This is a genomic window from Exiguobacterium sp. UBA1053 (assembly GCF_002316465.1).
Classification (GTDB): domain Bacteria; phylum Bacillota; class Bacilli; order Exiguobacteriales; family Exiguobacteriaceae; genus Exiguobacterium_A; species Exiguobacterium_A abrahamii.
Window position 1 is genome coordinate 517,203 of record NZ_DCDO01000013.1, and the last position, 26,050, is coordinate 543,252.

Sequence of the window (26,050 nt, forward strand, 5' to 3'; positions counted from 1 at the left end):
CCCGACTCCTTTAGTTCCCCTTCAGTTCTCGTAAGATTCGTTCCATCTCTTCATCGTCTGGAACATCCGCTTCGAAACTCGCTTTTTTAGAGGCTTCATACTGTTGCTGTTTCGCCTTCTCTTCTTGCAACCACTTCGGGTTCGGACCGCCGTTCGTACTGCTGGTCCGTCCCCGACGTCCACCAACGGTCTGACGCGCTCGCTCTTGTTTTTGCTCCTGCTTCTTCGCAATCAAATCATCTTGCTCCTGCGTCTTCGCCAGTGCCTCGGATGCTGTCACGTACCCTTTCTGTTTCCAATCATCGACGATGGATAAGAGGAAGTTCTTACTGAAGCGATTGTCTTTTTTGACGACGAGCGCATAGTAGTAGGCGGCATTGACGATCCCGGATGACATTTCATAATCGATGATCAATTGCTGGATCAACTCTTCATCTCGTTCAGACAACGCTTTGACTTTTCGTAACTTCGCGACATAATGCTTCGGATGAGTGCTTTCCATCGTCTCCGTTGCTTCGACGTCTCCGACCTCGATCGTATCGAGTGAGGCAACCTTCGCTTTTTTCTCACGGCTGAGTTTTTGTTTCGCTGACAACATCATCTGTTTGCAACGTTCTTGTTTCTCAGCATCGGTCATCGGCAAGTACGCTTCGTGGCGAAAACGGGCATTCAACAGTTCCGCCATCAGCGCTTCATTCGACTGCGTGACGTACGCAAGCTTCACGAGCAGATGATCGATTGCCTTTGAATAAAACGAGCGTGGCAAAAAGCGATCGGTTTGACGTTTCATCTCTTCTAAATCAAACGAATAATCGAATTCATATACTGCTCGTTCCTGTTTCGCATAGGCCTTCGGTTGATGCGCAGAAGCAAGACCAGCTTTCACATCGAACACTTGATCAAATCGGACCGTCCGATCAACGATGTTCTTCGGAAGCGGTTCCGTCCGGAAACGATGCTGGAGGGAGCGGAAACGAATTTCACCGACGCGGTAGAATAGCAGACTCGATAACACCCCGTCATTCAAGAAAGTGTTCGGCGCGAGCGGCACCCGGATTTGATAGATGTAGCGATACGCGGCTTGGCGCGCTTCGAACGTCCGGATCAAACCGATGCCTTCTAGCTTGAATAACTCTTCCTTGAATTCATCGACGGAAAAACCGAGTAGCGTTCCGAGTTCCGCATGGGAGATGTATTGGGATTTTGTTTTTCCCGGAATCATCTCGCTCCAAAACGTTTGATAGAGTCCAAGTGCTTTGACACCAATGATTGGCTGGTACAAATAATATAAAGATTGATAGGCTTCACGGTCGACGACACCATTGCTCATCACTAAGCAAAGATCGGTACCGGAAAGTTCACGTTCTACCATCTGACTCGTCCTTTCCTTAGGGAGAAAAAGAGAGGTGCGCTGACCGGACAGACGACCTCTCTTATATCACGTTCAATTTTCACGGTCATTTTCTTGATGTCGCTCCATCAGCTCAGAAAGCTCTTGGAAGAAGACATTGATGTCCTTAAATTGTTTATAGACACTCGCAAAGCGGACGTATGCTACTTCATCGACGGAAGCTAATTCATTTAACACGAGACGTCCGACCTGCTCACTTGGAATCTCATGCTGAGCCGTCGCCCGCAATGCCTTTTCGACCCGACTGACGACTGTTTCTAGCTGTTCAATCGAAATCGGTCGTTTTTCACAGGCACGCACTAGTCCCCGCAAAATTTTATCACGATTGAACTCGTCGCGCGTTCCGTCTTTCTTTACGATGATTAAAGGGGTCTGTTCGACCATTTCGAAAGTCGTAAAGCGATAGCCGCAAGACTCACATTCACGTCTCCTCCGAATCGAACCGAAATCCTGGACCGGTCTTGAGTCCAGTACTTTTGTTCCGTTAAAATTACAGGCTGGACAGCGCATGCCGTACCTCCGTTCACGTGATTTCTTTTGTTCCAATCATTTTTAATCGGTATCCCGCATCAAGTGATGCATAGATTCGCTCGATGTGTTTTTCGAGATCAGGCCCGAGAAGACTTTCACGATGTAAAAATAGATCGACGGCTGTACGTCCGCCCGCCACCATGATGACGGTCGCGAGTCCGTCGACTTCTTTTAATGTAAAAGCGAGTTCTCCACGTTCCGCGTCAACACGACGCACCGTTCCACCCTCTTGCTTTAAGATATTTTCTAAACCAGCAAACAACATCTCGACTGTTGCCGCATAGTAGTGTGTGCGTAAATTTTCGTTTTTATGTGTATCGGATGTCTCTAGCTGTTTTTGCAAGCGTTCCTTCAGTCCCATGGTCATCCTCTTTTCTTTGTTTCTTCTACTATTAAGAATAACAGACGTCAGACATATTAAAAAGCCCTCGTCTGAACGACGAGGGCTTGACGAATTCGTGTGTGTTGTCAGTTGACGTGCTGGACAGTAGCCGCTGGAACTTGAACAGGTCCCATACCACGTGGAATTTCGACATTTTCACGGATTTTCGCATCGAGCTTTTCAGCAATGTAGTTCGCTGCGATGGCTGGATCGATCCGATCCCCACAAGTAAAGACATCAACCGATGCATACCCGTGCTCTGGGAAACTGTGAATCGTCAAGTGCGATTCAGAGATAATGACGACGCCACTGACGCCGTGTGGTGCAAACTTGTGGAATGCTACTTCTCGTACTTCTGCACCTGCTTGAAGTGCTGCGTCAACGAAAAGTCGTTCAACGAATTCCATGTCGTTCAATTTTTCAGGATTACAATCCCAAAGTTCTGCAATAATGTGTCTTCCCATAGTATCCATTTGTGGATCCCCCCTACATTCAATGGTCTTCAAAGTAGTTGATCACTTACTTTGCGCCTGAGTCGTTCGCACCCACGGGGGAAAGTTAGTCCAGAGAGGTCCTAACCCTTTAAGCTGCGATTGCCAGACCGATTGAAGTTCACGATTTGAATTATAGCGAGTATCAAAAAGATACACAAGGATAAATTTCAAAAATTAATTCATTTCTAGAAAAAAAACGGGACAGGTCCCGTCGTTACTGGGATCTGCCCGTTGTCATTAATTCAATTCAAGTTCTTTTTCAACCGTTCCCATCGCCTCTAAGTGCGCCGAAACAAGATGTACGAGGTCGACGACGCGGCAGGAGTAACCCCACTCATTATCGTACCAAGCGAGGACCTTCACCTGACGACCACCCATGACCATCGTCGAGAGTCCATCGACGACCGTCGAACGCTCTTCTCCGTTGAAGTCGATCGAAACGAGCGGTTCCATCGTCATTCCGAGAATGCCTTCAAGCGCACCGTCCGCTGCTTTCGTGAACGCTTCGTTCACTTCAGCAACTGTCGTATCGCGACTGACTTCGACGACGAGATCGACGAGTGAGACGTTTGGTGTCGGAACACGAAGCGCGAGTCCATTCAATTTTCCTTCCAAGTGTGGCAAGACGAGAGAAATCGCCTTTGCCGCACCTGTCGATGTTGGAATGATGGATGAGCCACATGCACGGGCGCGTCGTAAATCCTTATGTGGATTATCAATATTATTTTGATCGTTCGTAAACGCGTGAACCGTCGTCACGAGACCCGATTCGATTCCGAATGCCCGGTCGATGACTTGCACGACAGGTGCGAGACAGTTCGTCGTACACGATGCGTTCGAGACGATAGCATCTGTTTCATGATCATACATGTCGTCATTGACACCCATGACGATCGTCCGGACATCCCCTTTAGCAGGTGCCGTGATGACGACCTTTTTTGCGCCTGCCACTAAATGCTTCGCAGCACCCGTATCTGAGTTGAACTTTCCTGTCGCTTCGACGACGATATCGATGCCGAGTTCCCCCCACGGCAATAGTTCAGGATTGCGTTCACTGACGATTTGAATTTGTCTTCCGTCAACCATCAACGCCCCATCGATGATGTCGACCGGATAATTGAATTTCCCATGTACCGTGTCGTACTTGATTAAATGTGCAAGTGTTTCGACTGGATAGCTTGCATTGATTGCTACGACTTCGCTTTTCCCCTCAGCGATCAGACGTCGAAAGACCATTCGACCAATTCGACCAAAACCATTGACTGCCACCTTGACTCCCATGTGCGGATCCCCCTTCAATGTGACGGATGTAGCTCCGTTTACAGATAGAACTATATCATGAAATGTAAGCGATTTCATTATGTTCTCTAAAAAAAGTGAGAGAAGATGGAAACTTCTCTCACTTCACACTTTTCATATGTCGCTCTCATGCTTATCGGTGTCATATAATACTAACCATTTATCGATTTGTTGATATAACGAATCAAGACTCCCATCATTAAAGAACACATCATCCGCAAGCTCTTTTTTCTGTTCAATGCTAAGTTGCGAATGAATACGTGCATATGCTTCTTCTTCCGATAGATCATTACGTTGCATCAATCGTCTTAACTGCATGTTTTCCGGACAATAAACGACTACGACACGGTCGAACAGCGTCCGCCAATCGCCTTCAAGTAATAACGGAATATCAAATACGACGAGCGAATGTCCTGAACGTTCATAGGCATCTGCTTCATCAAGCATCTGTCGTCGAATACTTGGGTGCATCAACTGATTCAGCTGTTGTCGTTTTTCGCTATCCTGAAAAATGATTTGTCCAAGTTTTGGACGAACGAGACGTCCTTCCTCGAATGCTTCCGGGAAGGCCATCTTGACCGCCTCATAGGCTCGCCCTCCTGGCTCAACGACTTCTCGCGCAACAAGATCCGCATCGATGACCGCTATTCCTTTTTGCTTCAGATAGCTAGAGACCGTACTTTTACCAGTGGCGATACTGCCCGTCAGACCAACCCTCATAAGGCGACCTGTTGGCACGTCGGACAGAAGTGCGTTCCTCGTCCACCGACTTTGATTTTTTCAATGGCAGTGCCGCAACGGGGACATGGTTCGCCCTTTTGACCGTATACCGCGAGTTGAAGCTGGAACTCACCTTTTCCGGAAGGTGAGACATAACTTCGGATCGTACTTCCCCCCGCTTCCACTGCTTGTCGTAAGACGTCGACACCGGCTTGATGGATGCGTGAAATATCATCAAGCGTCAAGGCACCAGCCTTCGTCAACGGATGGACACGTGCCGCATGAAGGGTCTCATCGACATAGATGTTACCGAGACCGAGGAAAATCGATTGGTCGAGCAATGCCGTTTTGATTGGACTTCTTTTTTTACGAATTAAATTCTCCGCTAACACTTCTGCTGTGAACTCTGGATCAAATGGTTCACGCTCCAGCTGTCCCAGTGGAGCAGTTTGCATCGCTGTTTCCTTATCACGTAATTCCATCGTTCCGAACTTCCGGACGTCATTGTAATGCAGCTCCGAACCATCCGTGAAACGGAAGACGACATGAGTATGTTTATCCCGCTCGACCGGTTGCGGATACGGGAAGTACTTCCCTTCCATCCGCAAATGGCTGACGAGATAAAAACGATCAAAATCAAAGAGTAGGAACTTACCGCGACGTTCGACGCGTTCGATCCGTTCTTGATGTAAGGCATCTGCAAATGGTGCCACTTCCATCCCCCGAATCATTTTCGGGTGGTAGACTTTGACGGAAGAGACTGTTTTTCCAGAGACCGAACGTTCTAAACTGCGGCGAACGGTCTCGACTTCAGGTAATTCAGGCACGTCTATTCCTCCTTGCTTACTTCGTTTCGTACCACGTATGTCCTGCGCCCCCATCGACGCGTAGCGGTACGGATAGTTCGACGGTCTGCTCCATCGCTTGTTTGACCAGCGCTTGTAGCGCATCGAGTTCTTCGTCTGGTGCTTCAAAAATCAATTCATCGTGTACTTGTAGTAACAAACGTGCTTTCAGATCAGATGCCTGTAAGGCAGCATGCACATCAAGCATCGCTTTTTTAATGATATCCGCAGCCGAACCTTGAATCGGCGTATTGATTGCCGTACGTTCCGCAAAACCACGTAAGTTGAAGTTTTTCGAATTGATATCCGGGATGTTACGGCGCCGGTTCATCAACGTTTCGACGAACCCATTCGCTCGTGCCGTCTCAATCGCCGTATCCATGAACTGTTTGATTTGCGGGAACAGCTCGAAATAACGATCGATGAACGATTGTGCTTCCTTCCGCGTGATGTTCAAGTTTTGTGACAGTCCATAATCGCTGATTCCATAAATAATGCCGAAGTTGACGGCTTTCGCCTGACGACGCATGTTTCCTGTGACATCCTCCGGTTCGACACCAAAGACACTACTTGCCGTTTGGGTATGGATGTCCTCATCATGTAAGAACGCATCGACAAGCGTCTGATCCTGCGACATATCAGCCATGACACGTAATTCGATTTGTGAATAGTCGGCAGCGTACAGTGACCAGCCTGTCTCACTTGGAACGAAGGCTTTTCGAATCTTCCGTCCTTCTTCGATCCGAATCGGGATATTCTGAAGGTTCGGATTGACCGAACTTAAACGACCTGTCTGGGCAATCGTCTGAGCAAAACGGGTGTGAATCTTTCCGTCTTCCTTGATGACTTTTTGTAAGCCTTCGACATATGTCGACTGTAATTTTTGGAGCTCCCGGTATAACATGATGTGATCGATGACCGGATGCAATGGGCGCAGTTTTTCAAGAACGTCTGCGGCAGTCGAGTAGCCGGTCTTTGTTTTCTTGAAGGCGGGTAGTTCGAGTTTTTCAAACAGAATCACCCCGAGTTGTTTCGGTGAATTGATATTGAACGACTCACCTGCCGCTTCAAAGACCAGCGTCTCAAGTTCCGTAAGACGTCCGGCAAGATCTGCTTGCATCGATTGGAGCGTCGCGACATCGACACGAATCCCGGTCCACTCCATCTCAGCGAGGACACCTGATAATGGACGCTCTAGTGTTTCATACAGCTCATATTGCTGATTCGCCTTCAACTCTTCCCGGACTTTCGGGAACAATAATTCGATCATCCGTGCTTTCTCTGCAAGATAAGGGTGTAATACGTCATCAGCTGGGGCTAGACGTTTGGCTCCCTTACCGAGGACTGCTTCTTCGTTTGGTGCCATCAATGCATAATGACCAGCAATTGAAGCGAGGGTCGTGCCGCCACTTAAGTTCAATAAGTAACCCGCTAATAACAGATCCTCATAACCGTTTAATGTTAAGCCGTGCTTACGCAACGCGAATGCGACTTGTTTGGCATCAAGACAAATCTTCCGATGTTCCGACTCGATCCATTGGCGGAATGCCGGATCCTCGACAAGCGTCGGGGCAGCAACATAGATCGTGTCAGGCGTTGCGATCGCAAACCCGATGATGTCCTCTTCCATGTAATCCTCTCGCAACTGTTCAGCAAGCAACACCGCATCGGTGACGTCTTCAGGAAGTGAAGTGATCGTCACGACGTTCAACTGCTCTTTATCCTCTTCTTTGACGACAGGGGCGAATCGATTCGTCAACGACTTGAAGCCGAGCGACTGGAACAACGAATACGGCACTTGGGTATCAACGTCGCGAATTTGCAAATCATCTAGCGTCGTCTCAAGTGGCACATCTACCTTGATTGTCGCGAGTTCTTTTGATAACCGGGCCAGTTCTTCGTTCGCGATGACTTTTTCTTTTTGCTTTCCTTTTAAGTCCTCGACGTGCTCATACAATCCTTCAACAGAACCGTATGCTGAAATCAATTTGATCGCTGTCTTTTCACCAATCCCAGGAATCCCTGGAATATTATCCGACTTATCCCCCATTAACCCTTTCAGGTCAATCATTTGAATCGGTTTGAGACCACCATATGTCTCAGCGAACAGTTCCTCCGTCATGCACTGGACGTCCGTAATCCCCCGCTTCGTGATCAAGACTTCGACCTTATCCGTGACAAGTTGAAGTAAATCTTTATCACCTGTGACGATCCGCGTCCGATCCGTCGGCATCGTTCGTGCGAGCGTACCAATCAAATCATCTGCCTCATAGCGATGGAGTTCCATCATTTGAATACCGAGCGCTTCACAGATATCCCGGACGATCGGGAATTGCTCACGTAGTTCGGACGGTGTCTTTTCCCGACTCCCTTTATACTCCTGATAGACATCATGACGGAACGTTTCACTCGAAGCATCGAAGGCAACGAGCATATGTGTCGGTTGTTCTTCCTCGAGCAACTTCAATAACATCATCGTAAAGCCATAAGCTGCGTTCGTATTTCGTCCTTGCGCATCCGTCATTGGTGGTAAGGCGAAAAACGCCCGATAGGTCAACGAGTTCCCATCAATCAATAGCAATTTATTTTCCATCATCTACGCCCCTTTAATCGATTTTCTGTTCCTATTGTATCACTCTACACACATTTGTTCGCTAAAAATGACCAAAAAAAGACGATTGACTCACGGGGAGTCAATCGCCAAGGGCATGACGACATGGGAGCTGATCCAGTCGCCATACAGATGATGAAGAAGGTACTTTCATCATAAGATATGTCTATTAAGGAAATGTGAATCCACTGTGAAATTCAGCCGTGTTTTGGTAAACGAATCGTAAATGTCGTTCCTTTCTGCTCTTCTGAAGCGACTTCGATTTCACCATGATGAAGGTCGACGATGTGTTTGACGATAGCTAGTCCGAGACCCGTACCCCCGGAATTACGGCTTCTTGCCTTATCGACACGATAGAAACGTTCGAAAATCCGTTGGGTTTCTTTCGGATGGATACCAATTCCGTCATCTTTGATGATGAGCTGGACAGACTCTTCTCCATCCTCGAGCTGAATCCAGACGTTGCCACCATTTGGCGTATAATTCAACGCATTCGCTACCAAGTTGACGACGACCTGTTTTAATCGATTCAAATCTGCCCGAATGAAGACTTCTTCTTCCGTTTCGATATGAATCGTCATCTCTTTTTCTGTTGCTCGTCGGTCCAGGAGTGCTGCCGTTTCCCGAACAAGACTTGTCACATCAACGATTGCGGTCTCGAGCTGATAATTATCCTGTTCCAGACGAGAGAGTTCAAGCAAGTCTTCCACTAATGTCTGCATCCGTTCCGACTCGTCATGAATGATTTGTAAAAATTGTTCACGGATTTCCGGAACCTCTTGCGCGCCATCAAGTAACGTTTCCGCAAACCCTTTGATGGACGTCAGTGGTGTTTTTAATTCATGGCTGACATTCGCGACGAAGTCTTTACGCATCTGTTCCAGCTTTTTGATTTCCGTGATGTCGTTAAAGACGACGGTCGTTCCCTGCACGCGACCGTTCTTATCGAAAATCGGAGCGGCACTGACCATGAACGTCCGACTATTGATACCGAATCGAACACTCGACTGCTTTCGATTCGGTTTTTCCGTCAGATAGACATCTTCAATCACCTGGCTCATCTTTTCGTTTGGCAATACACGATAGTACAGCTTCCCGCTAGACGGTTCATGAATATTGAACATTTCCCGATACGTCCGATTGACGAGCAGGACGTATCCTTTTTCATCAATCAACATGAGACCGGCTCCCATGTATTCGATCAAGGATTCGAGACGTGCCCGTTGCATCGCTTCACCAGACGATGCGTTCTCGAGATTTCGCGCTAGTAGATTGATGGAGCGCCCTAAATCGCGTGATTCGTCGGGTGCCGACAACTCATAGACGCGTGACTTGTAATTTCCATGCGACAGTTCGTGCAGGACATCGGTTGCCTCCGCGATCGGTCGAAGGAATCGTTTCGTCGACCGATAAATCGTCAAGAATATAACCAATAACGACGCAACGAGAGAAAGGATGATGACCGTCCAAATCCGTGAATAAATGACGTTTAAGTCTTTTGCGTAACGAATGAAACTGACGTACACCTCGCCACCGTCCGCTGTCGGAACAGGCTTCGTGAATTGAACGACACTGTCATCTGTTTTCGATTCAAACGTCCCCTCATCAGGAATCGCTGAAAAATTGAGGGTCGCGACTTTTAGCTTCGTCACATCAACCGGTGTACCGGCAATGATCTCACCCCTACCATTGAATAAAATCATGTCGAAGTTCGATTCAGCGTACAATTGATTCACGTACTGGGCCATCTCCGAAATATCGCGTCCTTGTAAGATCGTCTCGACAAGAGAAGTCTCATCCATCAATTTTTCTTTTTCATTTTGGACATAGAACTCTTTGAAGGATTGTCCAAGTAAGAAACCGAGTGCAATCAGCACGAGACTGATGAACGAAAACATTTTGAAGATGAACCGCTTGCGATACTTACTCATTCCGGTTTCGGCTCCTCCATCTTATACCCGAGACCACGAATCGTTTTGATATAAATCGGTTTTTTCGTATTCGGCTCGATTTTTTCACGGACATGACTAATGTGCACATCCACGATTCGTGTATCGCCGACGAAATCATAGTTCCATATTGCGGATAACAGTTGATCTCGTGTCAGGACACGTCCCTTATTTTTAGCAAGATATACGAGCAATTCGAATTCTTTAGGTGTCAGTTCAAGACGCTCTTCTGCTTTGAAAGCTTCGTAGTTATCTGGAACGATCTTGACATCACCAATCAGAATCGTCCCATCCGTCACTTCTTCCGAAGGTGTTGTCTGATGACTCATTCGTCGTAAAATTGCTTTCACACGCGCAACGACTTCACGTGGACTGAATGGTTTCGTCAAATAATCATCCGCTCCAAGTTCTAATCCGAGAACTTTATCAAATTCGTCATCTTTTGCCGTCAACATCAAAATCGGTGTATTGATTTTTTGCTGGCGGAGACGTTTACATACTTCAAGACCATCAAGCTCCGGTAACATCAAATCTAAGACGATCAATGCCGCATCTTGTTTTTCTGCTAATTTTAAACCAGACATCCCATCATGAGCTGTTTCAACGATGAAGCCGGCTTGTTCTAAGTTGAACTTCAACAACGTTGCAATCGACAACTCATCATCTACCACGATAATTTTATCTTTCAAACCTTGCATCCCCCTCAAGTTTCCTTCTTTTCGAATGAGGAATTCCGTGGAATCCGCTTCGTCTGTCTTCATCTTACCGACTTTTAATGGAAAACCACAAATCTTTCTGCAGTTTCTTTACATAATCTTTAAAGGAGATGCCGAATCCAACTAGATCGTTCGTGTAAAAGCTAATAAAACGGGGAAACAATACATATCGTTAATTGTAGGAGGTAGAATGTATGGAATGGAACCATCCCCTTTTTGCAGCCATCACGGCGTGGTTCATCGCTCAAGCAGCGAAGCTTGTCACGAGTTTGGTTCGGACACGAAAGTTCGACCTGGAAATCATGTTTGCTTCCGGTGGTATGCCTAGTTCACATAGTTCGACTGTCGTCGCCTTAGCCGTTGTCATCGGTTTTCAGGAGGGCTTCTCGTCTTCGATTTTCGCACTGGCTGTCATCTTTGCGACAATCATCATGTATGATGCGACGGGTGTCAGACAAGCAGTCGGTGTTCAGGCAAAACTTCTCAATGATTATTTCAAAGGAATTCGCCATGAGACTCCTCTCCTGAATGAGCTCGTCGGTCATACCGAATTTCAGGTGTTCGTCGGTCTGTTACTCGGACTAGCCGTCGGTATTCTGTGGCCCGTCTTCTTCTTTTAATCCTATGATGTACAACAGCCCATCCAAAAATCGGATGGGCTGTTTGAGTATGATATAGCTTATGGTTTCAAGACGACCTTGATACATCCATCTGTCCGATCATTAAATGTCTGATAGGCAGAAGCAGCATCATCAAGTGCCACTCGGTGTGTCACGATATCCGTCGGATCAAATTCTTGATTGATGATTTTCTGGAACAGTTCCGGCATCAAATGAACGACTGGTGCTTGTCCCATTTTCAGCGTAATATTTCGGGTAAAGAAATCGCCAAGCGGAAACTGATTATATTTTTTAGCGTAGACGCCTGTCAACTGCACAGTACCAAATTTCCGGACAGCGTCCTTTGCAATGTCAATGGCACTCAACGTTCCACCTTGCAGACCAATCTTTTGTTCAATTTTTTCTACAGGGGACATCTTCCCATCAAAACCGACGCAATCAATGACGACGTCTGCTCCACCTTGTGTTAGCTCTTTAATATACGCACCACTTTCTGCGTGATCCGAGAAATTTACTGTCTCGACTTTATTCGTGACTTTAGCATGATTTAATCGATACACTTGATCATCCACCGCAATGACTCGCTTTGCTCCTTGCATCCATGCAAATTTTTGTGTCATTAGTCCAACTGGTCCTGATCCGAGTACGACGACTGTATCTCCTTTTTTCACACCCGCATGCAGGACACTCCAATACGCCGTAGGTAAAACGTCAGATAAGAACAATAATGCCTCATCTTCTAATTCGCATGATTCAGGAATCACGAGTGGCATGAAATTCCCGAACGGAACTTTTAAATATTCCGCCTGACCACCGGGATGTCCACCAAACTCTTCTGTAAAACCGAAGTACCCACCTGTATCGACATGGGGATTTCCGTTCGAGTTATCACATTGACTCTCCATATCATGTTCACAAAAGAAACAGTGACCACAAGCAACATTAAACGGTAACACGACGCGGTCGCCACGCTTGACCTTCGTCACACCTGGTCCAACCTCTTCAACGATGCCCATCGGTTCATGACCAATGACATAATCTTTGTGAGCCGGCATATTTCCTTGATAGATGTGTAAATCTGATCCACAAATGGCAGTCGATGTGATTTTGACGATGATATCATCGTTTTTATCAATCGATGGATCCTGGACTTGTTTGACTTGAACATCTTTTGCTCCTTGGTACGTTACGGCGCGCATGTGGCATCCCCCTTAGTGGAATAAAATGACGTACCTTTGTCCTTACCCTAATACAATCATCTTTTCTACATGTTTATTAAAATTGGAACTTTTCGCCTATGTGTCTCGTATGTTGTGAAAAACACACTTTACACAATAAACCTATGAATGAAAGGAGGCACTCACGTGGCACGATGCACCGTTTGTCGTCAATCCTGGTCTGCTCGAACAATCTATCATTTAATCTGGTCTGCTCACGGACTGCCCTGTCCACATTGTCAAAACTCACAACACCTACATATGGAACACCAAGGTTACTTCCTTCGAATCGGATACTTGATTCCTTGGCTGACGTTTCTTCTTATACTGGTCTGCCCTTGGTATGCCAAGTTATCGCACTATGCTTCTCCTCATCGATTATGACGAGATGAAAAAAGACGAGCTTGTCGAAAGTGACAAGTTCGTCTTTTTTTAGAATCAAGATTTTAATAAGTCGAGTACAGAGCGGACTGTAGAGGCAGAGCGATTCAAAGCCTCTTGCTCCTCAGTCGTCAGTTCGAGTTCATAGACATGCTCGACACCGTTTCCGCCAAGAATGACCGGTACACCGAAATACATATCGTCATATCCATATTCGCCTTCGAGATAAGCAATGGCAGGGAGAATACGTCGCTGGTCCTTCAAGATCGCCTCGACCATCTCAGCAATTGCTGCTGCCGGTGCGTAGTAAGCGGAACCGTTTCCGAGTAACTGAACGATTTCACCGCCGCCTTTACGTGTTCGGTCAACGATCGCATCTAACCGCTCCTTGGATATCAGTTTCTCGATTGGAATGCCCCCCGCCTGCGAATAGCGCAGTAGTGGCACCATGTCATCCCCGTGTCCGCCGAGTACGAATCCCGATACATCCTTTACAGAAACGTTCAGTTCCTCTGCTAAGAATGTCCGGAAGCGTGCTGTGTCGAGGACACCGGATTGACCGATGACACGCTCTTTCGGAAAACCAGATGCTTGATAGACCGTGTACGTCATCGCATCGACCGGATTCGTCAAAACGATGATGATCGATTCCGGTGCATGCGCGACGATTTCCTTCGTCACAGCTGTCATGACGGCAGCATTCGTACTCACGAGGTCCTCGCGGCTCATACCCGGCTTCCGAGCGATACCGGCAGTGATGACGACGATATCCGCACCGTTGATGTCGGCATAGTTCGATGTCCCTTTTACTGAAGCATCAAACCCGAGGATCGGCGCTGCCTCTTGCATATCGAGCGCCTTTCCTTTCGTCGGATTCTCTTGCTCGGGTCGGTCGACGAGGACGACATCTCCTAGCTCTCGCTGAGCAAGATAGAGTGCTGTCGTTGCGCCCGTAAAGCCACTTCCTATGACTGCGATCTTCTTCCGTCTGTTCATCGACTCATTCCTCCTGATCGGATTACATGTTTTTGATGAGTTCGTCCGCGAATTCAGAACACTTCACTTCAGTCGCACCATCCATGAGACGTGCGAAGTCGTATGTGACGACTTTCGATTCAATCGATGTTTCCATCGATTTGATGATGAGATCTGCCGCTTCGTTCCAGCCGAGGTGACGGAACATCATTTCGCCTGACAAGATGACAGACGATGGGTTTACTTTATCAAGTCCAGCGTATTTCGGTGCCGTACCGTGAGTGGCTTCAAAGATCGCATGACCTGTCATATAGTTGATGTTTGCTCCAGGTGCGATTCCGATACCACCGACTTGTGCTGCAAGTGCATCCGAGATGTAGTCACCGTTCAAGTTCATTGTCGCAACGACATCGAACTCTTTTGGACGAGTCAAGATTTGTTGTAAGAAGATATCAGCGATTGAGTCTTTCACGATCAACTTACCAGCAGCTTCTGCGTCTGCTTGTGCTTTATTCGCAGCATCTGTTCCTTCTTCTTCCTTGATGCGATCGTACTGGTTCCAAGTGAAGACGTGCTCTGCGTATTCACGCTCAGCAAGCTCATAGCCCCAGTTTTTGAAAGCACCCTCAGTGAACTTCATGATGTTTCCTTTATGAACGAGCGTCAATGAAGCACGTTTGTTCTCGAGTGCATATTCGATTGCTGCACGAACGAGGCGTTCTGTTCCCTCTTTTGAAATCGGTTTGATTCCAAGACCAGATGTCTCAGGGAAGCGGATTTTATTGACACCCATTTCGTTTTGAAGGAACTGAAGCAGTTTTGCAGCGCCTTCGCTACCTTCTGCGTATTCGATTCCTGCGTAGATGTCTTCAGTATTTTCACGGAAGATGACCATGTCTGTATCTTCTGGGCGTTTAACCGGTGAAGGAACACCTGTGAAGTAACGAACTGGACGAAGACATGTGTACAAATCAAGCTCTTGACGTAGAGCAACGTTCAATGAACGGATTCCGCCGCCGACTGGTGTCGTAAGTGGTCCTTTGATTGCGATGATGTGCTCACGGATGAGATCGAGTGTCTCTTCTGGTAACCAGTTGCCTGTTTTGTTGAATGCTTTTTCACCAGCGTAGACTTCTTTCCATTCGATTTTCTTTTCACCGTTGTATGCTTTTTCAACTGCTGCATCAAACACACGTACCGCTGCGTTCCAGATGTCAGGTCCGGTTCCGTCACCAATGATGAACGGAATGATTGGAGCGTTTGGAACTTGAAGTGTACCGTTAGTTACTGTGATGTTTTCGCCTTGAAGTGTAGCCATGTCTAAAAATCCCCCTTAAGTAATTGTAATCTACATCAAAAATCAGGAGAGGATTGCTCCTCCCCGTCCTTTTAACGTTCTTCGATGGACACGTATGTCCGGTGCGTTTCACCCGTGTAGTCTGCACGCGGGCGAATCAGACGGTTATCGCTATACTGCTCTAAAATGTGCGCCAACCAACCTGACATCCGACTTACTGCAAAGATTGGAGTGAATAGTTCTGTATCAAGTCCAAGTGCATGGTACGTAGAAGCGGAATAGAAATCAACATTTGGTTTCAATCCTTTTTCCGATTGGACGATTTCGTCGATCTTAACTGACATCTCATACCATTTCGGCTCCCCGATTTGAGCAGTCAGCTGACGACTCATTTCTTGAAGGTGCTTCGCACGTGGATCGCCGTCCTTGTAGACACGGTGACCGAAGCCCATGATTTTTTGCTTGTTCTCAAGTTTATTATGAACATACTCGTCAACCTTTTCAACCGAATCAATTTCTAACAACATCTTCATGACGGCTTCGTTCGCGCCACCGTGAAGTGGTCCTTTTAATGCGCCCATCGCTGCCGTCACACCTGAGTAGACGTCAGAGAGCGTCGCGACACACACACGTGCCGTGAACGTCGAAGCGTTCAACTCGTGGTCAGCGTGAAGAACGAGCGCTTGGTTGAAGGCTTTTTCTGCAACTTCCGTTGGCTCGTCACCCGTCAACATGAACAAGAAGTTTCCTGCGTATGAAAGACCTGTTTTAGGTGCGATCGGCTCTTGTCCTTTTTTGATACGGGCGTAAGCTGTGACGAGTGTTGCGATTTGTGCCTGTAATTTGATGGCTTTAGCGTAATTCGCCTCAGTCGACATATCTTCCGATGTCTCATCGTAAAGCGCGAGTTGAGAGAGCGCTGTTCGAATCGTCGCCATCGCATTCGCCGACTTCGGTGCTGCCTTCATCGTTTCAAGAACGGCAGTCGCAACCGTTGCTTCGGAAATGAGTGCTTCCGATAGTTGCTTCAATTCCTCTTCTTTTGGTAGACGGTCGTTCCACAATAAGAAGACGACTTCCTCAAATGAGGCGTGCTCCGCCAAATCATCAATCGTATAACCGCCATACGTCAATTGACCATCGATGATCGAACTGATTTTCGATGAAGTCGCGACGATTCCTTCTAAACCTTTAGTTTGCGTCATGACAATAATCCCCCTTTTTTTCCCCAGAAATTTAAAACGCTTTCATTTCCGTATTGAAAAAAAGACGTCCACTCAAGAGTCGTTCCCCATGCTTGTAGCGCTGTACTCTTGAATAGACCATCTTGTTTCTGTTCTTAGTATAAACAAAATTACCCAAAAAGTGAATGAACTTGCATACTATTATCAAAAAATTAATTCAGTTACTTTGCTGATTCAGCTCATCCTGTGAACGCTTTTGCGATGACATCCCACATTCCAATGACGAGCGCCGCGATTCCAGCACCAATCAATGGTCCAACCGGTACACCTCTAAAGAGTCCGACCGCAAGTATCGTTCCAGCTAGCAAGGCTGTCGTCACGAGTGGATCTTCTTTCATCAGTCCAACACCGTGTGCTGCGACGATTGCAACAAAAATTCCTGATAAAAATGAGATGATGCCGATGTGTCCCCGAATACTTTGGAGCAACTCCTTAAATCCGATATCCCCTGCTGCAATCGGTACGAGGATCGCTGCCGTGATCAATGTGACGCCCCACGTGATCCCCTTTGCCTGCAAGGAAGGAAACAGTCTACCATCCAGCCCGATTGCCTTGATGATCAGCAGGAAGGCTGCAGCGATGATTAATGATTTATTTTGTGCGATGACCCCGATGAAGACGAGGGCAATCAAAAAAAGATAAGCTTCCATACGTCCTCCTCATACAAAAAAAAGGCGGACATGACCTAAGTCACGTCCGTCATGAATGGATTATGCGTTATATAGTTTACCTGTCAATGGATCGATTGAGATCATTTGACCGTCTTTGAAGACTGTCAATGCATCTTCGACACCAACGATGACTGGTTTACCGAGTGATGGTCCAACGATTCCAGCATGGCTTGTCAATCCGCCATCAACTGTGATCATCGCTGCAGCCATCTCGATTGCAGGCATCATGTCACGATCAGTTGAGTTCGTAACGAGGATCATGCCTGGCTTCGCTTTAGAGTTTGCTTCTTCAGCATTGTTTGCGATGACGACTTCGCCAACGACTCCACGCTCACCGATACCGCGACCGTTTGCGATCTCTTTACCGACGATGTGGATTTTCAACATGTTCGTTGTACCAGCAGTCAAAGCAGGAATACCTGCTGAGATGACGACGAGATCACCATCTGTGACGAAACCAGCGTCTTTTGCTGTGTCCGCAGCAAGTGTCAACATGTCATCCGTGTTGTCTGAAAGATGATCAACGACGATTGGGTACACGCCCCATACGATGTTCAACTGACGTGCGACACGTGCGCTTGGTGTAACAGCGACGATGTTTGGCTCTGGACGGTATTTCGAGATACGTGCAGCCGTGTAACCCGATTGTGTCGGTGTCAAGATTGCTTTTGCGTCCAAGTTGATCGCAGTGTGCGTAACCGCTTGAGCGATTGCATCCGTTACTGTGTGCTCACTACGTGTCTGACGATCTTTCAACAAGAGCTTGTAGTCGAGCATTTTTTCTGTACGTTTTGCGATCGAGTGCATCATTTGGACAGATTCGATCGGGTAGTCCCCTGCTGCTGTCTCACCTGAAAGCATGATTGCATCCGTACCATCAAGAATCGCGTTCGCGACGTCTGATGCTTCAGCACGTGTTGGACGTGGAAAACGTTGCATCGAGTCAAGCATTTGTGTTGCTGTAATGACTGGTTTACCGAAGTCGTTACAAAGCTTGATCAAGTCTTTTTGAGTTGGCGTGACTTCTTCCGTTGGAATCTCGATACCGAGGTCACCACGCGCTACCATCAAACCGTCCGAAATCGCAAGGATTTCTTCGATGTTATCGACACCTTCTTGGTTCTCGATTTTCGGGAAGATTTTGATGTGGCTCGCGTTGTTTTTCTCAAGCAATTGACGAATCGCAACGACGTCTGACGCACGGCGCACGAAAGATGCCGCGATCAAATCGATATCGCTCTTGATACCGAACTCGATATCCGCAATATCTTTTTCTGTCAAAGCAGGAAGGTTAACCTTCACGTTTGGCAAGTTAACGCCTTTTTTCGTCTTGATGACGCCTTCGTTTTCGATTGAACAACGAAGCTCACGGTTCGGAAGTTTTTCAGTGACACGAAGACCGATGAGACCGTCATCAAGCATGATCATCGAACCAACTTCGACGTCATCATAGAGTCCTTCATACGTGACAGAGAATTTATCTTTCGTTCCGACGATTTCGTTTGCGTCTCCGCTAACGATGATGACTTCTTGACCACGTTCGAGAAGCGCTTTTCCTTCTTCAAACGAATGTGTACGGATTTCTGGTCCTTTCGTATCAAGAAGAATCGTAACGATTTTGTTTGCTTCTTTCGCTGCACGACGGATATCCGTGATACGTGCACCGTGTTCTTCATAATCGCCGTGTGAGAAGTTCAAACGAGCGACGTTCATACCTGCTTCAATCATTTCTGGAAGACGTTTTTCTGACGCCGGTCCAATCGTACATACAATTTTAGTTCTACGCATATTCCATAAACCTCCTACGGTGTTTGGCCAAGTTCTCTTGTCCATTCCAATCCTATCGACGTTCGTTAAATCGAAAGCTGTTTTGAAAGCTCGAGAATATCAAGATCCAGCTCATGTTTATTTTCGTCGAGTGCCTCATCGATATCGAGATCGATCATCTTACCACCACGTACACCTACGACACGTCCTTGTTTTCCTTGAAGTAGGATTTCGATGGCATGCGCCCCCATCCGACTTGCAAGTACACGGTCCGCTGCCGTTGGTGCTCCACCACGTTGAACGTGACCAAGAACCGTGACGCGTGTATCGAGACCTGTTTCTTTTGCGATCGCGTCTCCAACGTCCTGAGCACGACCTGCACCTTCAGCGACGATGACGATTGAGTGTTTCTTACCGCGATTGACACCACTTTGAATGCGATCGAGGACTTCTTTTAAATCTTCAGGACGCTCAGGAACAAGAATCGATTCTGCTCCACCAGCAAGTCCTGCATATAATGCGATATCACCCGCATCGCGTCCCATGACTTCAATGACATACGTCCGCTCATGCGACGATGCCGTATCACGAATTTTATCGATCGCTTCAAGCGCCGTGTTGAGCGCTGTATCAAAACCGATCGTATAGTCCGTTCCAGGGATATCGTTATCAATCGTACCTGGAAGTCCAATTGTCGGGAAGCCAAGTCCCGTCAATTTTTGAGCACCACGATACGACCCGTCTCCGCCTACGACGACGAGTGCATCAATTTCAAATTTCTTAAGATTGACGACCGCTTTTGCTCGTCCTTCTTCTGTACGGAACTCAGGGCAACGTGCTGAACGTAGGAACGTTCCGCCTCGTTGAATGATGTCACCGACTGACCCAAGGTTCAACTGGACGATGTCCCCGTTGATTAATCCTTGATAACCGTTATAGACACCAAATACTTCTAAGCCATGAAAAATCGCTTTACGCGTGACAGCACGCACCGCGGCATTCATACCTGGTGCATCGCCGCCACTCGTTAAGACAGCAATCCGTTTTAAACTCACGTTAATCACCTCTCCATTAATCTGAATCTAAAATAGCACGTTGTTTTCTTGTTTTACAACAGGGCAGATTGCATAAACTTTCACTAGCTTTTTCATCATCGATTCCGGAAATGAGGAATATCAATCATGATAGCGATTACATGGTGCTTATGTGCCAATTTGGTGATATTTTTCGGTCCGCTGATCGATGAGCTCTTCCTTGGTCAGATGAACCAATGATTCAAGCTTCTGTACCAATACAGCTTTTAATTTATCCGCCTGTAATGACACATCGAGATGCGCCCCTCCGACGACTTCTGGAATGATGGCATCCGCGATCCCGAGTCGTAATAAATCAGGTGCTGTGATCTTCATCGATTCTGCCGCTTTCTCCGCAAGACTTGCATCTTTCCATAACAATGCTGCAGCACCTTCAGGAGAGATGACCGAATACGTTGAATTCTCGAGCATCAAGAGTTGATCACACACTCCGATTCCTAAAGCACCACCTGATCCACCTTCACCGATGACGATTGAGATGATTGGAACCGTCATGCCAGCCATCTCAAATAAGTTTTTCGCGATGGCCTCACTCTGACCACGTTCTTCTGCCGCACGTCCTGGGTAAGCCCCTTTCGTGTCGATGAACGTAATGATCGGTCGATTAAATTTCTCCGCTTGTTGCATGAGACGTAGTGCTTTTCGATATCCTTCCGGATGTGGCATCCCGAAATTACGACGAATGTTTTCTTTTGTATCTTTTCCGCGTTGATGACCGATGATCGTCACCGGACGACCATTCAGTGTTCCGATTCCACCGACGATTGCCGCATCATCATATCCATGACGGTCGCCGTGTAGTTCGATGAAATCTTCACAGATGGATTCAATGTAATCGAGTGTCGTTGGACGTTCTGGATGACGTGCCAATTGAACACGATTCCACGCTTTCATATTCCCGTAAATATCGAGTTCTAACCGATGAAGGCGTTCTTCAAGAAGTTGGAGTTCTTCCTTGAAGTCTAGACCTTGTGTTTCCGCCATATCATGGAGCTCAAGAATTTTTTCGCGTAACGCGATGACTGGTTGGTCAAATGGTTGCATGGTTCGTTCCCTCCGCATGTAGCTTTAAGATTCGCGTATAGTACGTTTTCAGATCATGTCGTGATACGACATCGTCCAGTTGACCTGCTTGTAATAAGAATTCTGCTGTTTGGAAATCTTCCGGTAGTTTTTCACGTATCGTCTGTTCGATGATCCGTCGACCTGCAAACCCGATCAACGCCCCCGGTTCAGCGATGTTAAAGTCACCGAGCATCGCAAAACTTGCTGATACACCGCCGGTCGTCGGATGAGTCATACAAGAAATATAAAGTAATCCAGCATCTGAATGCTGTTTTAAGAAGAGACTCGATTTTGCCATCTGCATGAGACTAACCATTCCCTCTTGCATCCGTGCTCCTCCTGAAGCGGAGAAAATCGTGACAGGTAGACGATGTTTTGTTGCGTAGCGAACCGCTTCAGAAATCGCAGCACCGACCGCTGCACCCATCGAGCCCATCCGGAATCGTGCATCCATGACACAAGCGACGAGTGGGTGACCATTCACATTCCCGACGCCACAGACGATCGCTTCCTCAAGACCCGTTCTGACTTGGTCGCCCTTTAATTTTTCCGGGTAATCCTGGAACCCGAGCGGATCCGCTTGAACTGCCGGTAAGTCGAAATACGTCACCGAACCTTCATCGAATAATTGCGTAAAACGTTCTTGCGCGGTCAATGGGTGATGATACCCACATGAACAGACACGTAAGTTCGCCTCCAGTTGTTTCGTATATTGGATTAATTTACATTTCGGACATTTCGTCATTAGGCCAACTGGCACATCGACACGCTGCTCCTTCGAAGTCAGCGTGACGAACTTTTTAGGTTTTCGAAAAAATGCTTGCACGTTCAGTTCCCCCTTGTCATCCTATGGGCGGTTCAAGAGTTGTTCCCGTTCCGCCTGCGTATAGAGTTCCCCTTGACCGAAGCTTTTATGGAAGGCATTGACTTGTCGCCAGATTCGTTCAAACAAATCGTTATCGACCGTCTGAATCAACGTCTCACGAAACGCTGCATCGGATGATACGACTGGTGCAAGCACCGAAAGGTCATCCAGCTGCGCGAGCGCTGCTTGCTCAAGCAAGCGGAGCGTTCCTGCCAAGTCTTCGAACTTCGAATCGCCAGTCACTAAGAATTGAGCGATGATTTGAATATAGGTATGATCGTCACGGTTCAATAGAAAGCTTCCGCCTCCATGTCGTGTCTCGACGATCCCTAAATAAGCGAGCGTCCGTAATGCTTCTCGTACGGACGGTCGACTGATAGATAGTCGTTCTGCCAGTTCCCGTTCCGATGGAATACGGTCTCCTGGAACTAATCCATCTTGTTCGATCATCAATTTAATCGCCGCGATATTGGCTTCAAACGCATTTCGTTTCTTCTCCATATCGATACGGCACCACCTTTCTGACCCTTCAGTCGGTTGCTTCAATCGGTGGCATTGGTCAGACCAATTACCCCTTATTATAACAAATCTTATTACCTAGTACTAGTTTGAGCGGGGGACATTTTTCAGGACGACATGATCCTCGCCAAACCGAATACGTAGCCGAGCTAGTAATTCCTCATCATGCTGCACTGCATAAAGCGGCGGTAACGATTTCGTCTCGCGTGAATCCGCGTAGCGGACGACAACTGGAATATCGCCTGGTGCCGCTTCCAGCAACTGCTCGAGTGTAGCCAGCTCATTTTTTGATGTTAACTTGACGAATAGCACATCTTGTCCAAGCGGACGGAGACGTTCCAATATGAACTGACGCTCTCCTTCGCGATCCTGCACCTTTAGTTCAATCAGCAAGACGTTCCCTAAATAAAGTGATCGACAGAATCGTTCATATTGATTCGGGAAGACGACGACCTCTTCATTCGAATATCCGTCGACTGCCTGAATGACCGCCATCGTTTGACCGCGTTTCGTCTTGAAGTCTCGAATCTGATCAATATAACAGACTAAATAATGTGTTTCCGAACCGACGCCAAGGTCATGAAAATAAGCAGATTCAACCGGAGCTTTCATCGCTGTCGTCAACGGCGAATACGTCAACCAGAATCCAAGCACTTCCCGTTCTAATCGTGCCCAGTCGGAATCACTTCGTTTCGATGACTTCTGTGTCCGGCGTTTCCCGAGAATTGCCAACTCGTCTGGAAGTAATGTATTCGACGACTCGGTGAAATACTCGAGCACCTCTTGTTCAGCGAGTCCTCGATCGCCGTGCGTCGCTCGGTCTAGCGCACCACTGTAGAGTAACAATTCAATTTTTGCGCGCTCCTTCTTGCCCCATCCGACGTGGGTCAACAGATCAGCAATCGTCGCTGTGTGCTTCGATGCTTCCTTTACACGCTCGAACTCACGCTCGGAAATACCTTTGATGACATGGATACCGAGTCGAATCCCTTTGCCTTCTAGTGAAGAACGATAATCCGAAATCCAGACATCCGGCGATAGGACCGGGAGACGTCGTTCGCGCATCAATCGGACGAGACGCTCCGGTTGTTCGACCGAAACGAGTAAGAAAATGTGCGGGAAATGCGCTTTGATATATCCGAGGGCATAACTAATCTTTGAATAGGCGACTGCATGGCTTCGGTTGAATCCATACCCAGCGAATCGCTCAATTTGTTCATAAAGTGATTGTGCAATCGCATCATCGAATCCATTCGACTTTGCTCCTTCAAGAAAACGAACCCGTTCCTGTTCGAGCGAATCCGTACTTTTTTTAGAAATCGCACGTCGTAATAAATCTGCTTGTGCGAGTGTAAATCCAGCCACTCGACGGGTGATTTCCATGACTTGCTCTTGATAGACGATGATGCCATACGTTGGTGCAAGTACGTCTTCTAATACAGGATGCAACATCTGATAAGGTTGACCAGCTTTTCGTTTCGCGTACAGATCAATGAATTTCATTGGTCCCGGACGATAGAGTGACATCGTTGCCACCAAATCTTCGAACCGATTCGGTTTGACTTCGCGCAACGTCTGTTTCATACCTGTCGACTCGAATTGGAAAATATCATCCGTCTCGGCGCGGGCAAAGACTTGGAATGTCGCGCGGTCTTCTTCTGGAATTTGCGTGAGCGTAAAGGATGGCTGTTCTCGTCGAATCAATTCTTCCATCCGACGCAAACGACTGAGATTTCGTAATCCTAACAAGTCAATTTTCAACAATCCTTGACGTTCCAATGCCTGCATCAAAAACTGCGTCACATAGCGTTCATTTGGTCCCGTTTCAACGGGTGTCGTCTCGACGAGCTGTTCAGATCCAATGACGACACCGGCCGCGTGAACCGAACGTTGTCGCGGGAGACCCTCGACCGCTTGCGCTAGTTGCAACAGTTGCCGGCGCTTTTCGCTTCCAGAGAACCAGCGATATGTCTGTTTGTTTTGTTCAATCCCTTGTAACGTCGTTGATTTTCCAAGCTGTTTGACCGCAGCATCTAACTCATCCTTCGAAAACTCTAGCGTCCGTCCGACGTCTCGCAAAGCGGCTTTGGCACCGAGCGTCGACAATGTACCGATTTGAGCAACGTGATCTTTTCCGTAACGCATCACGAGATCCTCTAATACTTCTTCGCGTCGTTCATCTTCGATATCGATATCGATATCCGGCATGGAAATCCGCTCAGGGTTCAAGAATCGTTCGAATAGTAATCCATATTTCAATGGATCCACCGTCGTGATCCCAAGCGCATAGCTGACAAGTGATCCAGCTGCTGAGCCTCGACCAGGTCCAACGAAAATGCCTTTCGCTTTTGCACTACGTACGAGTTCTTCAACGATTAAGAAGTAATCAGCAAATCCCGTCTTATCGATGACTGATAGTTCATAAGCGAGACGTTCCCGCGCTTCGTTACTTTCATGACCATGTGCCAGTAACCCTTCCTCAGCACGTTTTCGTAATAACGCATTCGAGTCTTCCGCGATACGTGGCAGTGGACGTTGTTGAAACGGTAATTCCAAGCGTTCAGATGTCGTAGCAAACTGCTCCGCCATCGTAATTTCTCGCTCGGTAAAGTCTTCGAGTAACTCTTCCCGGGTCTTTAAATGCATCAGACGATCTGTCTTTTGGTCTTGGAACGTCGTCGCCTCACCAATCGCACGTATTGCTTGATACGCTGACGCTTCATCTCGACGAATGTAACGAACAGGATCGACTGGGATGGTCTCAACACCAAGCGCTGCTGCTACTTCGCGGTAACGCGCACGACTCTCTCGTTCGACCGTTGAGCGACTAGAGGTCACGCCCATATATGTACGCGCTCCTTGAACGTGTCCCATCCATTGAACGAAGGAACGACGTAGACGCGTCGCATCTTCAGAGGCTTGACGCAGTGGCACGAGCACCGCGATCAGTGATGAAACTTCAGTCTCCTCTTGTTGACTGGCTAGTCGATACAGTTGACGCAGTCCATCAGAAGAAAAAGCAAACCATAAGATACAAAATTCTTCTTCTTCGATTCGCTGCTCCCATCCGACGATCGGTTGCATATTTCGACGCTGACATGCATCGATGAATGCGGGAACTCCTGTCAATGTCGTTTCACAGATGACCGCTCGTCCGATGTGTCGACGGACTAGTTCATCGAGATAGGGCTCGATTCGAACTAAACTCTGCAATGGACTAAACTGCGTTCGAACATTTATATGCATCTTCCATTCTCCTTTCTCTTCTGATGGATGTTTTTAAAAGTTTTCAGAACATTCATATCTAACTGACTCAAGTACTCGCCATCTGATTTATTATTCGATACAATAAGTATAGAAATATCATGACGGGTACG

General features: G+C 47.3%; 22 protein-coding genes. 1 reads left to right on the plus strand and 21 read right to left on the minus strand.

Annotated elements, in window-relative coordinates; genetic code table 11:
• Positions 1-10 precede the first annotated feature (10 nt).
• The 10 genes from B3G15_RS10375 to B3G15_RS10420 all read right to left on the minus strand — a co-directional run bounded on the left by B3G15_RS10375 (position 11) and on the right by B3G15_RS10420 (position 10,931).
• Positions 11-1,372, minus strand: a complete 1,362-nt coding sequence (locus B3G15_RS10375; RefSeq protein WP_290720666.1) for a replication initiation and membrane attachment family protein — start codon at positions 1,370-1,372, stop codon at positions 11-13.
• Between the two features lie 72 nt (positions 1,373-1,444).
• The gene (gene nrdR, locus B3G15_RS10380; protein WP_023469022.1) at positions 1,445-1,921 is read right to left on the minus strand and encodes a transcriptional regulator NrdR; all 477 of its coding nucleotides are present in this window, start codon (positions 1,919-1,921) and stop codon (positions 1,445-1,447) included.
• 13 nt (positions 1,922-1,934) lie between these two features.
• Complete coding sequence (locus B3G15_RS10385; RefSeq protein WP_023469023.1) at positions 1,935-2,303, minus strand: hypothetical protein; 369 nt, start codon at positions 2,301-2,303, stop codon at positions 1,935-1,937.
• Positions 2,304-2,410: 107 nt separating this feature from the next.
• Positions 2,411-2,797 carry an adenosylmethionine decarboxylase gene (gene speD, locus B3G15_RS10390; RefSeq protein ID WP_023469024.1) on the minus strand — a complete coding sequence of 129 codons (387 nt, stop codon included), beginning with the start codon at positions 2,795-2,797 and terminating at the stop codon, positions 2,411-2,413.
• A gap of 258 nt (positions 2,798-3,055) precedes the next feature.
• Positions 3,056-4,099 carry a glyceraldehyde-3-phosphate dehydrogenase gene (locus B3G15_RS10395; RefSeq protein WP_023469025.1) on the minus strand — a complete coding sequence of 348 codons (1,044 nt, stop codon included), beginning with the start codon at positions 4,097-4,099 and terminating at the stop codon, positions 3,056-3,058.
• 132 nt (positions 4,100-4,231) lie between these two features.
• Entirely contained in the window at positions 4,232-4,837 is a 606-nt protein-coding gene (gene coaE, locus B3G15_RS10400) for a dephospho-CoA kinase (RefSeq protein ID WP_290720676.1), read from the minus strand.
• Entirely contained in the window at positions 4,834-5,664 is an 831-nt protein-coding gene (gene mutM, locus B3G15_RS10405; protein ID WP_290720678.1) for a DNA-formamidopyrimidine glycosylase, read from the minus strand. The genes coaE and mutM overlap by 4 nt, the downstream gene beginning before the upstream one ends.
• Positions 5,665-5,680: 16 nt before the next feature.
• Positions 5,681-8,278, minus strand: coding sequence for a DNA polymerase I (gene polA / locus B3G15_RS10410; RefSeq protein ID WP_290720681.1), 2,598 nt, complete (start codon positions 8,276-8,278; stop codon positions 5,681-5,683).
• Between the two features lie 212 nt (positions 8,279-8,490).
• Positions 8,491-10,224 carry a two-component system histidine kinase PnpS gene (gene pnpS / locus B3G15_RS10415; RefSeq protein ID WP_290720684.1) on the minus strand — a complete coding sequence of 578 codons (1,734 nt, stop codon included), beginning with the start codon at positions 10,222-10,224 and terminating at the stop codon, positions 8,491-8,493.
• A complete protein-coding gene (locus B3G15_RS10420) occupies positions 10,221-10,931 on the minus strand; it encodes a response regulator transcription factor (protein WP_064299909.1) in 711 nt (236 codons plus the stop codon). The genes pnpS and B3G15_RS10420 overlap by 4 nt, the downstream gene beginning before the upstream one ends.
• Before the next feature lie 221 nt (positions 10,932-11,152).
• On the opposite strand from B3G15_RS10420, the gene B3G15_RS10425 reads away from it, so the two are divergent.
• Positions 11,153-11,578 (plus strand): divergent PAP2 family protein, encoded by a 426-nt coding sequence (locus tag B3G15_RS10425; RefSeq protein ID WP_133207611.1) that lies wholly within the window; start codon positions 11,153-11,155, stop codon positions 11,576-11,578.
• 59 nt (positions 11,579-11,637) lie between these two features.
• Here B3G15_RS10425 and B3G15_RS10430 read toward each other — a convergent pair whose 3' ends face one another.
• From B3G15_RS10430 to dnaE, 11 genes are all read right to left on the minus strand, one after another.
• A complete protein-coding gene (locus B3G15_RS10430) occupies positions 11,638-12,777 on the minus strand; it encodes a zinc-dependent alcohol dehydrogenase (protein WP_035396552.1) in 1,140 nt (379 codons plus the stop codon).
• A 456-nt stretch (positions 12,778-13,233) separates the two neighbouring features.
• Positions 13,234-14,172 carry a malate dehydrogenase gene (gene mdh, locus B3G15_RS10435; protein ID WP_050677650.1) on the minus strand — a complete coding sequence of 313 codons (939 nt, stop codon included), beginning with the start codon at positions 14,170-14,172 and terminating at the stop codon, positions 13,234-13,236.
• 22 nt (positions 14,173-14,194) lie between these two features.
• Entirely contained in the window at positions 14,195-15,469 is a 1,275-nt protein-coding gene (gene icd, locus B3G15_RS10440) for an NADP-dependent isocitrate dehydrogenase (protein ID WP_149427711.1), read from the minus strand.
• A 71-nt stretch (positions 15,470-15,540) separates the two neighbouring features.
• A complete protein-coding gene (citZ, locus tag B3G15_RS10445) occupies positions 15,541-16,653 on the minus strand; it encodes a citrate synthase (RefSeq protein WP_290720692.1) in 1,113 nt (370 codons plus the stop codon).
• Positions 16,654-16,871: 218 nt separating this feature from the next.
• A complete protein-coding gene (locus B3G15_RS10450) occupies positions 16,872-17,342 on the minus strand; it encodes a DUF441 domain-containing protein (RefSeq protein ID WP_023469036.1) in 471 nt (156 codons plus the stop codon).
• A gap of 60 nt (positions 17,343-17,402) precedes the next feature.
• Positions 17,403-19,151: a pyruvate kinase gene (gene pyk, locus B3G15_RS10455; protein WP_050677653.1), complete on the minus strand. Its 1,749-nt coding sequence runs from the start codon at positions 19,149-19,151 to the stop codon at positions 17,403-17,405.
• Between the two features lie 65 nt (positions 19,152-19,216).
• Entirely contained in the window at positions 19,217-20,185 is a 969-nt protein-coding gene (gene pfkA, locus B3G15_RS10460) for a 6-phosphofructokinase (protein ID WP_029342336.1), read from the minus strand.
• 147 nt (positions 20,186-20,332) lie between these two features.
• Positions 20,333-21,268: an acetyl-CoA carboxylase carboxyl transferase subunit alpha gene (gene accA, locus B3G15_RS10465; protein WP_290720699.1), complete on the minus strand. Its 936-nt coding sequence runs from the start codon at positions 21,266-21,268 to the stop codon at positions 20,333-20,335.
• Entirely contained in the window at positions 21,255-22,115 is an 861-nt protein-coding gene (accD, locus tag B3G15_RS10470) for an acetyl-CoA carboxylase, carboxyltransferase subunit beta (RefSeq protein ID WP_023469040.1), read from the minus strand. Before accD ends, accA begins: the two co-directional genes overlap by 14 nt.
• 21 nt (positions 22,116-22,136) lie before the next feature.
• Positions 22,137-22,655, minus strand: a complete 519-nt coding sequence (locus B3G15_RS10475; protein ID WP_050677654.1) for a FadR/GntR family transcriptional regulator — start codon at positions 22,653-22,655, stop codon at positions 22,137-22,139.
• Between the two features lie 102 nt (positions 22,656-22,757).
• Positions 22,758-25,919: a DNA polymerase III subunit alpha gene (gene dnaE / locus B3G15_RS10480; protein ID WP_290720703.1), complete on the minus strand. Its 3,162-nt coding sequence runs from the start codon at positions 25,917-25,919 to the stop codon at positions 22,758-22,760.
• Positions 25,920-26,050: the final 131 nt, after the last annotated feature.